This is a genomic window from Atlantibacter sp. RC6 (assembly GCF_014193285.1).
Classification (GTDB): domain Bacteria; phylum Pseudomonadota; class Gammaproteobacteria; order Enterobacterales; family Enterobacteriaceae; genus Atlantibacter.
Genome location: NZ_JACHZE010000018.1, coordinates 15,611 through 26,248, shown reverse-complemented (window position 1 = coordinate 26,248; position 10,638 = coordinate 15,611). Strand labels below are relative to the sequence as shown.

The 10,638-nt window shown below is 52.4% G+C and carries 15 protein-coding genes; 6 read left to right on the top strand and 9 right to left on the bottom strand.

Translation table 11 applies throughout. The features are described 5' to 3' along the window. Window positions 1-331: 331 nt before the first annotated feature. On the top strand, window positions 332-886 hold the full coding sequence (locus FHW74_RS22665; protein WP_183172517.1) for a gamma carbonic anhydrase family protein: 555 nt from the start codon (window positions 332-334) through the stop codon (window positions 884-886). Here FHW74_RS22665 and FHW74_RS22660 read toward each other — a convergent pair. The 6 genes from FHW74_RS22660 to dprA are packed head-to-tail and all read right to left on the bottom strand — an operon-like array spanning window position 862 to window position 4,647. Further along, the gene (locus tag FHW74_RS22660) at window positions 862-1,119 is read right to left on the bottom strand and encodes a DUF1488 domain-containing protein (protein ID WP_183172516.1); all 258 of its coding nucleotides are present in this window, start codon (window positions 1,117-1,119) and stop codon (window positions 862-864) included. The genes FHW74_RS22665 and FHW74_RS22660 overlap by 25 nt on opposite strands. Next, complete coding sequence (aroE, locus tag FHW74_RS22655; RefSeq protein ID WP_183172515.1) at window positions 1,116-1,934, bottom strand: shikimate dehydrogenase; 819 nt, start codon at window positions 1,932-1,934, stop codon at window positions 1,116-1,118. Before aroE ends, FHW74_RS22660 begins: the two co-directional genes overlap by 4 nt. A 4-nt stretch (window positions 1,935-1,938) precedes the next feature. Beyond that, entirely contained in the window at window positions 1,939-2,511 is a 573-nt protein-coding gene (tsaC, locus tag FHW74_RS22650) for an L-threonylcarbamoyladenylate synthase type 1 TsaC (protein ID WP_183172514.1), read from the bottom strand. 1 nt (window position 2,512) lies between these two features. After that, window positions 2,513-3,055: a type I DNA topoisomerase gene (locus FHW74_RS22645; RefSeq protein ID WP_183172513.1), complete on the bottom strand. Its 543-nt coding sequence runs from the start codon at window positions 3,053-3,055 to the stop codon at window positions 2,513-2,515. A 25-nt stretch (window positions 3,056-3,080) separates the two neighbouring features. Then, the gene (smg, locus tag FHW74_RS22640) at window positions 3,081-3,554 is read right to left on the bottom strand and encodes a DUF494 family protein Smg (protein WP_183172512.1); all 474 of its coding nucleotides are present in this window, start codon (window positions 3,552-3,554) and stop codon (window positions 3,081-3,083) included. Next, window positions 3,526-4,647: a DNA-protecting protein DprA gene (dprA, locus tag FHW74_RS22635; RefSeq protein WP_183172518.1), complete on the bottom strand. Its 1,122-nt coding sequence runs from the start codon at window positions 4,645-4,647 to the stop codon at window positions 3,526-3,528. The genes smg and dprA overlap by 29 nt, the downstream gene beginning before the upstream one ends. A 130-nt stretch (window positions 4,648-4,777) precedes the next feature. Between dprA and def the strand changes: the two genes are divergently transcribed. The 5 genes from def (at window position 4,778) to mscL (ending at window position 9,575) form a co-directional block, all read left to right on the top strand. After that, window positions 4,778-5,284, top strand: a complete 507-nt coding sequence (gene def, locus FHW74_RS22630) for a peptide deformylase (protein ID WP_125295725.1) — start codon at window positions 4,778-4,780, stop codon at window positions 5,282-5,284. A 24-nt stretch (window positions 5,285-5,308) separates the two neighbouring features. Further along, window positions 5,309-6,256 carry a methionyl-tRNA formyltransferase gene (gene fmt / locus FHW74_RS22625; RefSeq protein WP_183172511.1) on the top strand — a complete coding sequence of 316 codons (948 nt, stop codon included), beginning with the start codon at window positions 5,309-5,311 and terminating at the stop codon, window positions 6,254-6,256. Window positions 6,257-6,316: 60 nt separating this feature from the next. Beyond that, on the top strand, window positions 6,317-7,609 hold the full coding sequence (rsmB, locus tag FHW74_RS22620) for a 16S rRNA (cytosine(967)-C(5))-methyltransferase RsmB (protein ID WP_183172510.1): 1,293 nt from the start codon (window positions 6,317-6,319) through the stop codon (window positions 7,607-7,609). A gap of 35 nt (window positions 7,610-7,644) precedes the next feature. Beyond that, entirely contained in the window at window positions 7,645-9,021 is a 1,377-nt protein-coding gene (trkA, locus tag FHW74_RS22615; RefSeq protein ID WP_125295722.1) for a Trk system potassium transporter TrkA, read from the top strand. Window positions 9,022-9,161: 140 nt separating this feature from the next. Next, a complete protein-coding gene (mscL, locus tag FHW74_RS22610) occupies window positions 9,162-9,575 on the top strand; it encodes a large-conductance mechanosensitive channel protein MscL (protein ID WP_125295721.1) in 414 nt (137 codons plus the stop codon). On the opposite strand, the gene FHW74_RS22605 is transcribed toward mscL, so the two are convergent. Genes FHW74_RS22605 through FHW74_RS22595 form a run of 3 tightly spaced genes read right to left on the bottom strand, consistent with a single transcriptional unit; the run spans window position 9,576 to window position 10,633 of the window. Next, window positions 9,576-9,791 (bottom strand): alternative ribosome-rescue factor A, encoded by a 216-nt coding sequence (locus FHW74_RS22605; RefSeq protein WP_183172509.1) that lies wholly within the window; start codon window positions 9,789-9,791, stop codon window positions 9,576-9,578. A gap of 51 nt (window positions 9,792-9,842) precedes the next feature. Continuing rightward, a complete protein-coding gene (gene zntR / locus FHW74_RS22600) occupies window positions 9,843-10,262 on the bottom strand; it encodes a Zn(2+)-responsive transcriptional regulator (RefSeq protein WP_183172508.1) in 420 nt (139 codons plus the stop codon). Continuing rightward, complete coding sequence (locus FHW74_RS22595) at window positions 10,262-10,633, bottom strand: DUF1992 domain-containing protein (RefSeq protein WP_183172507.1); 372 nt, start codon at window positions 10,631-10,633, stop codon at window positions 10,262-10,264. Before FHW74_RS22595 ends, zntR begins: the two co-directional genes overlap by 1 nt. Window positions 10,634-10,638: the final 5 nt, after the last annotated feature.

Genomic DNA, 10,638 nt, shown 5'->3' with positions numbered 1-10,638 from the left:
CAGTTGCGACGCGGCTTTCAGCTCACTGTCGCGAGGTGGCGTATATTACGCTTTCCTCTTTCAGAGTCAACCCTGAATTTCAGGATTTTTCTCTTTGTTGTTCCGACTGTTGCTGTGAAGCGTTTCACATTGTCGTCTCAACGGAGGCGCATTATAGGGATCCCATTTTTTTGCACAAGCCTTTTTTCGATCTTTTCTTTTGATCGCTGGTTTTTCGCGCTTTTCGCTGCGATCGCATACGATCTGCCTAAAAAATGATACCGTTTTGCCTTGCTTACCCTCTGTAATGCGGCCAAAGTCTGTTTCACGGTCTTAGATAGATGAGGTTTTTATGTCTGCAGTACTGCGTCCTTATAAAGATACCTTCCCTAAAGTCGGCCAACGCGTCATGGTCGATCCGTCGAGCGTGGTTATTGGTGATGTTCGGATCGCCGATGACGTGGGCATTTGGCCCCTGGTTGCTATGCGCGGCGACGTGCATTTTATTGCAATCGGTGCCCGCACCAATATTCAGGATGGAAGCGTGCTACATGTGACACACAAGTCTTCTTACAATCCGGAAGGCAATCCGTTGGTGATTGGCGAAGACGTTACGGTCGGGCATAAGGTGATACTGCACGGCTGCACCATCGGCAATCGCGTGCTGGTAGGAATGGGATCGATTGTATTAGATGGCGTGGTAGTTGAAGATGACGTAATGATCGGCGCAGGCAGTCTGGTTCCGCAGAATAAGCGCCTGGAGAGCGGCTATTTGTATCTTGGAAGCCCGGTCAAACAGATCCGGCCGCTCTCGGATGCTGAAATACAGGGCTTAATCTATTCCGCTAATAACTATGTGAAGTGGAAAGATGAGTATCTGGATCAGGAGATCCAAAACCAACCCTGATCGTCATCCTGCCCCTCAGCGATCAGGGGCGCGATCTCTTCTTCCAGATCCCAACGGTGTTGGCGAAACAGCTCCAGCCAGTCTGCAGGCGTTTCGCCACCATAACGCCTGGACAGCGTCCCGGCGGAAATCGCGCAGTTAACCTGAAACCCACCCGTCAGCGCCGGAAAACACACTGCGTGCAGAGCTTCATTCCATTGCTCGACGTCCGGAAACTGGATCGCCTGATTCATACAGCCAGTTCCTGCTTAAGGCGTTCAATAACCGGGGCCACATCCGGCATCTGTCCATGCCATAGCATAAAAGCATGCGCCGCCTGGCCCACCAGCATACCTAACCCATCGGACATGCTCTGTGCGCCCAGCGACTCGCACCAGCTCAAAAAAGGCGTACACCCTTGCTGATAAAACATGTCATAGCAATGTACGCTAGCGTGAATCAGTGAAGCCGGGATTGCAGGACGATCGCCCGAAATCCCGCTGGACGTGGCATTGACAATAAGATCGAACTCATGGCCTACAAGCGCGTCGCCGTCCAGCGCAACCACGCTACCGGTATGGCTGAAAAGCGTGGCCAACTGCTGAGCACGAGACAGGGTCCGGTTAGTGATTGTTACCGCACAATCTAAAGAAAGCAGCGGAAGCAATACGCCTCGCGCCGCGCCGCCTGCGCCAATCAACAAAACGCGTGAGCCGGGCTTAATCATTTTCAGCCGCTCTAAATCACTTAACAGGCCGATGCCGTCCGTGTTATCGCCGAGTAGCCGCCCGTCTTCAAGGCGCTTCAGGGTATTTACCGCGCCCGCCAGCGCAGCGCGTTCAGTCAACTCGTCTGCGCGCCCAAACGCTTCTTCTTTGAAAGGTACCGTGACGTTAGCACCTTTACCGCCCGCCTGGAAAAAAGCCTCCAGCGTCGGGATAAAGCCATCAAGCGGAGCCAGAACCCGGCCATAAGGATGGGTAACCTGCAGTTGCTGCGCGAAGAGCTGATGAATAAAAGGGGATTTGCTGTGAGCAACAGGATTGCCGAATACCGCATAGGTTTCCATTACATCACCCCTCACGAAAGAGCTCGCCCGTTAGCGCATCGCGGATCTCTGAAGGATTAAGACGTCCGCCAGTCGCACCATCAAGCACAGGGAAATCATCACCAAATTGTAGCTGGACTTCCTGAGTGCTACGGCACGGCGGCCATCCGGTTAAGTTGGCGCTGGTTGACACTAATGGCTTACCAAACGCTTCACACAACGCAATCACTAACGGGTGATCGGTTACGCGCACGGCCAGAGTATCAAAACGGCCGGTGAGCCAGCGTGGGGTGGTACTTTTGGCGGGAAAGACAAAAGTAACAGGCCCTGGCCAGCGGGCAAAAACAGCGTCACGCTGCTCTTGTGTCAACAGGCTGTCGTCAATATAAGGCACCAGTTGGTCAAAACGGGAGGCGATGAGAATAAGCCCCTTTTCAACCGGACGCTGTTTAAGCGCCAGCAGGCGATTGACCGCCATTTCACTATCGGGATCGCAACCTACGCCAAACACGGCCTCGGTAGGATAGGCGATAACTTCTTGTTTTTTTAATACCTCAACGATCGCGTCGATGGGGTTTGCAGGCAGGTTTTTATTCACTTTATTCCGCCGTAACCGGCTTTCCACATTGTTTACTTGCGCAGAAGTGCTTCGCCCCTTGCGCGGTTTTCTTTTCTATAAGCAGCGGGTAGTCACACGCCGGGCATACGCCCGCCACAGGTTTAGCATTAATGACGAACTGGCACTCCGGATAGCGATCGCATGAATGAAAGGTTTTGCCGTAGCGAGAGCGGCGCTGGACAAGATGGCCTTCCTGACATTGCGGACAGTTAATCGCCGTCTCATCAGGCTTATCAATCTGTTCGGTATGGTCACATTCCGGATAGCGGCTACAGCCGATAAACATGCCAAATCGGCCCTGGCGTAGCGCCAGCTCTGCCTGACACTGCGGGCAAAACTTACCCTCCAGAATCTTGATGATATGTCCATCCGCCTGATTACGCAGGGGACGGACATAGTCACATTCCGGATAGTGAGAACAACCAAGAAACGGGCCGTGTTTCCCGGTTCGAATAACCAGATCGGCCCCGCACTGCGGGCAGGGCTCTTGTTGGCGCACAGAAAAGAGTGCCGATTTTGTCATAACGACTTACTACGCTGCCTGAATGTCAGTGCAGCATACCTTCATTCACTTCGAAGAGTAATTCTTCCATTTGTTGATACGCGTTTTCACAGCCCGGCAGATTGAACAACACCATCAATACCACCCATTTAAGATCTTCAAGATCAAAATCGGCCGTATCGAGAGCCAGCACACGCTCAATCACCATTTCACGGGTTTCGAGGTTCAGCACCTGAATTTGTTCCAGGAACAACAGAAATCCCCGGCAGCTGGCGTCCAGTCTCTGACACTCTTCGGCGGTATAGATACGCATCGAAAGCGGGTCAGAAGCCAACTGCATCGGCTCAACCAGACCGTCCTGATAATCCGCCAGTTTTTCTAACCACAGCAGCGCGTTGAAAATATCTTCACGCTCAAAGCCAGCATCAGTAAGGTCGCGAGTGATTTTATCCTGATCGACGCGCACTTCGGCGTCGTTATGGATGTATGTCTCAAACAAATACATTAGTACGTCGAACATGGCCTGCCCTCCTCAATCGGACATAGCCGCCGGGTACAGCTGCGATCCATCCTGCTAACTCCAGTTCGAGTAATTGGGTTACTGTCTCTGGCACAGGTTGGCCGGCACGTTCAGCGACGACGTCAACAGGTGTAACCTCATCTCCTACGTTAGCCAACAGCTCGGGAAATGGCAATGCGCCCTCCTCTTCATTTGGTGAATAATTTGCGACATTCAGAGAAGACAGCCAATGGAGATCGCTTTGCAAATGCGCAAGGATCTCGTCGGGAGAAGTGACCAGCGTAGCACCCTGCTGAATCAACCAGTGTGGTCCGCTTGTTCCGGGATTGCCGATTGGGCCTGGCAGCGCAAAGACTTCCCGGCCCTGTTCAAGCGCACAGCGCGCGGTAACCAATGACCCGCTACGCTGCGTCGCCTCAACCACCAGCACGCCGTGGCTTAATCCGCTAATAATGCGATTTCGTCTGGGAAAGTTGCTTTGCCAGGGCTTCATGTTGAGCGGGAACTCGCTGACCAGCGCGCCGCCTTTCGCAACGATCTCATCAGCCAGTCGCTTGTGTCTTTTAGGATACAGTTGCTCCAGTCCGCTGCCGAGCACGGCAATGGTGGTTCCCTGCATATTGAGCGCCGCGCGATGGGCTACGCCATCAATCCCTAATGCCAGACCGCTGGTAAGCGTCATGCCCAGATTAGCCAGAGTTTCACAAAAATATCGTCCCCAATGTTCGCCGTACCATGAATGCGCGCGGCTCCCCACGACGGCAAGCTGCGGCGTGGTTAACGCTTCGACATTGCCAGCAATCATCAGCGCGCCGGGAAACCAGTCGATGGCTCTGAGCAGCGAAGGATACAGGGGCATATCTGCGGTTAATAAGTGGTGCTCTGGCTGCTCAAGCCAGCTAAGGGCGCGCTCAATGTCAGTCATGCCAACCATTAAGAACTGTTGAATTTGTGAGGCCGATAGCGGCACGGCGGCCAAAGCCAGGGCAGGTTCAAAAGGATGACGCTGCAGTTGTTTCACAGCATTAAGCATCTGTTCGCCATTCAGGCTGGCAACGGCCATTAAGCGCAACCAAATCTCTGTAAGCGGCATCATTTTCCCCTGCCAGTAACGCATCCAGGCAATCCCTGCGATTGGTTATGGATGCTGTCAATCAGGGGGGGTTTTGTCTAGAATAGAGATAATGATCTTTATCAACTCTTGAACACAGCTCTGGATAAATATGTCAGTTTTGCAGGTATTACATTTTCCGGACGAGCGTCTTCGCAAAGTCGCCGAGCCGGTCAAAGAAGTGAATGCGGAAATCCAACGTATCGTGGATGATATGTTCGAAACCATGTACGCCGAAGAAGGCATTGGCCTGGCGGCCACTCAGGTCGATATCCATCAGCGAATTATTGTGATCGACGTTTCTGAGAATCGCGATGAGCGTTTAGTGCTTATCAACCCGGAACTGCTGGAAAAACATGGCGAGACGGGCATCGAAGAGGGATGTTTATCCATTCCTGAGCAGAGAGCCCTGGTGCCGCGCGCTGAAACGGTAAAAATCCGTGCGCTCGACCGCGACGGTAACAGCTTTGAGCTAGCCGCCGATGGCCTGCTGGCGATTTGCATTCAGCATGAAATGGATCACTTGGTGGGCAAACTGTTTGTTGATTATCTCTCGCCAATGAAGCGCCAGCGTATTCGCCAGAAAGTCGAAAAACTCGATCGTTTAAACGGGCGTTAAGCCTTTAACAAAACAGGGAATATCGTGTCCGATTCATTACGTGTCATTTTTGCAGGTACGCCTGATTTCGCTGCGCGCCATCTCGACGCGCTGCTTGCCGCGAACTACAACGTGGTGGGCGTTTTTACTCAACCTGACCGCCCGGCCGGACGCGGTAAAAAGCTCATGCCTTCGCCGGTTAAAGTCGTGGCGCAAGAGCATGGTCTCCCTGTTTTCCAACCCGCCTCGCTTCGCCCGGCTGACAACCAACAGCTTATCGCCGATTTGAACGCCGATATCATGGTTGTGGTGGCTTATGGATTAATCCTGCCCAAAGCCGTGCTGGAGATGCCTCGCCTGGGTTGCATCAACGTTCATGGCTCGTTACTGCCACGCTGGCGCGGAGCTGCGCCGATCCAACGCTCGCTCTGGGCGGGCGATGACGAAACTGGCGTAACCATTATGCAGATGGACGTGGGTCTGGATACCGGCGATATGCTGTATAAACTGGCCTGCCCGATTACGCCAGACGATACCAGCGCTTCGCTGTATGACAAACTGGCCGAGCTGGGTCCGCAAGGGCTTATCGAGACGCTGCAACTGCTCGCCAGTGGTAAAGCCAAACCGGAAGTGCAGGACGAATCAAAGGTGACCTACGCGGAAAAACTGAGTAAAGAAGAAGCCCTGCTTGACTGGTCGCTCTCTGCCGCTCAGTTAGAACGCTGTATTCGCGCCTTTAACCCGTGGCCGATGAGCTACTTTATGATGGACGGGCAGCCGGTAAAAGTCTGGAAAGCCAGCGTAATTGAAACGACGATGAATGCCGCGCCGGGCACCATTCTTCAGGCGGATAAACAAGGCATTCAGATTGCGACAGCACAGGGCGTACTCAATATTGAAGAGTTGCAGCCTGCCGGTAAGAAAGCCATGAAAGCGCAAGATTTGCTGAACTCCCGCAAGGCGTTTTTCGCGCCGGGCAACAGACTGGCCTGAGTCTCACTCTCTTTTTAGCGCCCGGAACTTCCGGGCCTTTTTATTTTACTGACCGTAACTATGAAGAAATCACCAAATATTCGCAGCCTGGCGGCGCAAGCCGTTGAGCAAGTGGTCGAGAAAGGCCAGTCATTAAGCAATGTGCTGCCGGTTTTACAGCAAAAAGTTCCCGAAAAAGATAAAGCGCTGCTACAGGAACTGTGCTTTGGCGTGCTGCGTACGCTTTCGCAGCTGGAGTGGCTTATCGGCAAACTGATGTCGCGCCCAATGACTGGTAAACAGCGTACCGTACATTATTTAATTATGGTTGGGCTGTACCAACTGCTGTATACCCGTATTCCTCCCCATGCTGCGCTAGCCGAAACGGTGGAAGGTGCGGTGGTGATTAAGCGTCCGCAGCTCAAAGGCCTCATTAACGGCGTATTGCGCGAGTTTCAGCGCCAACAGGAAACCTTGCTCGGCGAATTTACCAGGCACGACAGCCGATTCCTGCATCCGTCATGGTTGGTTAAACGGCTACGCGCCGCTTATCCCCTACAATGGGAAGCGATTCTTGAAGCAAACAATCAACGACCGCCGATGTGGCTACGGGTTAATCGTCAGCATCACAGCCGCGACGCCTGGCTAGCCCTGCTGGAAGAAAACGGGATCCAGGGCTTCGCGCATCCGGCGTATCCGGATGCGGTACGTCTGGAAACCCCTGCGCCAGTCCATACGCTCCCCGGTTTTGAAGAGGGCTGGGTCACGGTACAGGATGCGTCCGCACAAGGCTGTCTTCCGCTGCTCGCCCCGCAAAATGGCGAAGATATTTTAGATCTCTGCGCCGCGCCGGGCGGTAAGACCACGCATATTCTCGAGGCAGTTCCCGAAGCCAATGTGCTTGCGGTAGATATTGATGAGCAACGCCTGAGCCGGGTTTATGAAAATTTAAAACGCCTGGGAATGAAAGCCACCGTCAAACAGGGCGATGGCCGTTATCCACAACAGTGGGCTGAAGATAAACAGTTCGACCGTATATTGCTGGATGCGCCATGCTCCGCAACGGGCGTGATCCGCCGTCATCCTGACATAAAATGGTTACGCCGCGACCGCGATATTCCGGAACTGGCGGAACTTCAGTCGCAAATTCTGGATGCCATCTGGCCACTGCTGAAACCCGGCGGTACGCTGGTCTACGCAACCTGTTCTGTTCTTCCCGAAGAGAACACGCAGCAGGTAGCCGCCTTCCTGAAACGCACTGCTGATGCCCAGCTCACCGAAACCGGTACGCCGGATTCGCCAGGTATTCAGAATTTGCCGGCCAGCACAGAAGGCGACGGCTTCTTTTACGCTAAGCTTGTGAAGCAAGGCTAAGGTCATTTTCAACTGAGTCTGAGAATCGAGAGACGATGAAAATAATCATTCTGGGCGCGGGTCAGGTTGGCGGCACCCTGGCGGAAAACCTGGTAGGCGAAAACAACGACATTACGCTGGTTGATACCAATGGCGATCGCCTGCGCAGCCTACAGGATAAGTTCGATCTGCGCGTTGTGCAGGGCCATGGCTCGCATCCCCGCGTGTTGCGTGAAGCGGGCGCTGATGATGCGGATATGCTGGTTGCCGTGACCAGTTCTGATGAAACCAACATGGTCGCGTGTCAGGTCGCTTATTCGCTGTTCAATACGCCGAACCGTATCGCCCGTATCCGGGCTCCGGACTATGTCCGTGACGCTGAAAAGCTGTTTAATTCAGAAGCGGTGCCTATCGACCACCTTATCGCCCCTGAGCAATTGGTTATCGATAATATCTATCGCTTGATTGAGTATCCCGGCGCGCTACAGGTGGTTAATTTTGCGGAAGGGAAAGTCAGTCTTGCAGTGGTAAAAGCCTATTATGGCGGGCCTCTGGTAGGTAATGCGTTATCTACCATGCGTGAGCATATGCCGCATATTGATACCCGCGTGGCAGCGATCTTCCGTCACGACCGTCCTATTCGCCCTCAAGGCTCGACTATCGTTGAAGCCGGTGACGAAGTGTTTTTTATCGCGGCATCACAGCATATCCGTGCGGTGATGAGTGAACTTCAGCGCCTGGAGAAGCCCTACAAGCGCATTATGCTGGTTGGCGGCGGGAATATCGGGGCAGGCCTCGCCCATCGCCTGGAAAAAGATTACAGCGTTAAGCTGATTGAACGTAACCAGCAGCGCGCCGCGGAGCTCGCCGAAAAACTACAAAATACCATCGTGTTTTATGGCGACGCATCGGATCAGGAATTACTTGCCGAAGAACATATCGATCAGGTGGATCTGTTTATTGCCGTCACTAACGATGACGAAGCCAATATCATGTCCGCCATGCTCGCGAAGCGAATGGGCGCCAAAAAAGTGATGGTGCTGATCCAGCGACGTGCTTACGTCGATTTGGTCCAGGGAAGCGTTATCGATATCGCAATTTCTCCCCAGCAGGCCACGATTTCTGCATTATTAGGCCATGTACGTAAAGCGGATATCGTTAGCGTATCTTCACTGCGGCGCGGGGTGGCGGAAGCCATTGAGGCGGTTGCCCACGGCGATGAGAGCACCTCACGCGTCGTTGGACGGGTAATCGACGATATTAAACTCCCTCCCGGCACGATTATTGGCGCCGTGGTGCGCGGTAATGATGTCATGATTGCCAATAATACTTTGCGTATTGAACAGGGCGATCACGTCATTATGTTCCTGACGGATAAAAAGTTTGTCTCTGACGTTGAGCGTTTATTCCAGCCAAGCCCATTCTTCCTGTAATAGCAAGGCGGAGCAGCTCCGCCTCGCTATTTTTCCGCTTCAATGATAGGGATACTGTGTGAAAACAATTACTTCGCACCAATGGCAAACGACCAACTCTTTGTTAGACTTATGAGGCTAGCCCAGATAAGGAGAACAAAATGAGTATGTTGAAAGAGTTTCGCGAATTCGCGATGCGCGGGAATGTGGTTGATTTGGCAGTGGGTGTGATTATTGGGGCGGCATTTGGGAAAATCGTTTCCTCTCTGGTTGCCGATATTATTATGCCGCCGCTGGGCTTATTAATCGGTGGTATCGACTTTAAACAGTTCGCACTGACTCTGCGTCCAGCAGTTGGCGATACGCCTGCGGTGGTGATGCATTACGGTGTGTTTATTCAGAATGTTTTTGATTTTATCATTGTCGCTTTCGCTATTTTTATGGCGATAAAACTCATTAACAAACTGAACCGTAAGAAAAAAGAAGAGCCGAAAGCGCCACCTGCGCCCACTAAAGAAGAGGTTCTGCTGACTGAAATCCGCGATATTTTGAAACAACAGAAAGAACGTATTTAATTAGTACCAGGAAAGCAGAAGGCCAGTGGAAAATAAGCTGTTAGCTTGTTTACCACTGGCCTCCCAGTTACCCCGTCCTTGATGTTTCCCTTTCCTTTGATAGCTTCCTTTCCCTTTGACATTTTTCTCGACGCGTTGTCTGAATAACGGATCGTGTAATAGTGCTTCGAGCGCATTCTCTTTAATCTGCCCCCGGGTATGCTTATAACGACTCATAGATGTCTCCTTTGAAATGTGGCGCGAGTGTAATACCTGCTGGATGAAAAATCAACGTGCGGCGCCATTGGCCCCCTGCTCCAGCGCTTCGAGGATCGAACAATACACGCTGCTATGCGCTGTGCCACAACATGTTTCATTCAAACGCTGCAACGAGGTGCGCATAATTTCCAGTTCGTGGATTTTGGCATCTACTTCTTTAAGCCTGGCCTGCACGATCCCTTTAGATTCCTGGCAGGTATGGTGTTCAGGATCGATACGGATCGACAAGAGTTCGCGGATGGATTCCAGCGTGAATCCCAGCTGTCGGGCATAACGGATAAATTTCAGGCGCTGCAAATCGTTTTCACTGTATAAACGGAACCCGCCTTCGGTACGGACTTCATGATCCATCATTTGTTGTTTTTCATAAAAACGGATTGTGTCAGGCGTAACATCCGCCATGTTTGCGATCTCACCTATTCTGTACATCATTGCTCCCTTGCCAGTTTTTTCTCGATAGTGCGTCCATAGCAGGTATGAAGAAAATCCGTGCTCATGCCTGCCTGTCGTAGTTTCATCTCCAGTACCAGCAGCTGTTTTTTTAACGAGGCGTATTCCGGTTGTTCAGGGTTAAGGCCATTGAGTAGCTCGTGAAGTTCCACTGCCTCTTTACGTTGCAGTAACTCAGGAGGCAAAAAACCTGAATTTTTTAATAGCCGATAGCCAGCACGCAGTTCCGGGGGCACATGGGTGTCGTCGTCCAGTACCAGTTTCTGGCCTGTACCGGGAAGGTTATCCAGCTCACCTTTGTTGAGGGCTTCGACAATGCGTTGCTCAGCCCACTGATCGATTAACCACATTGCGA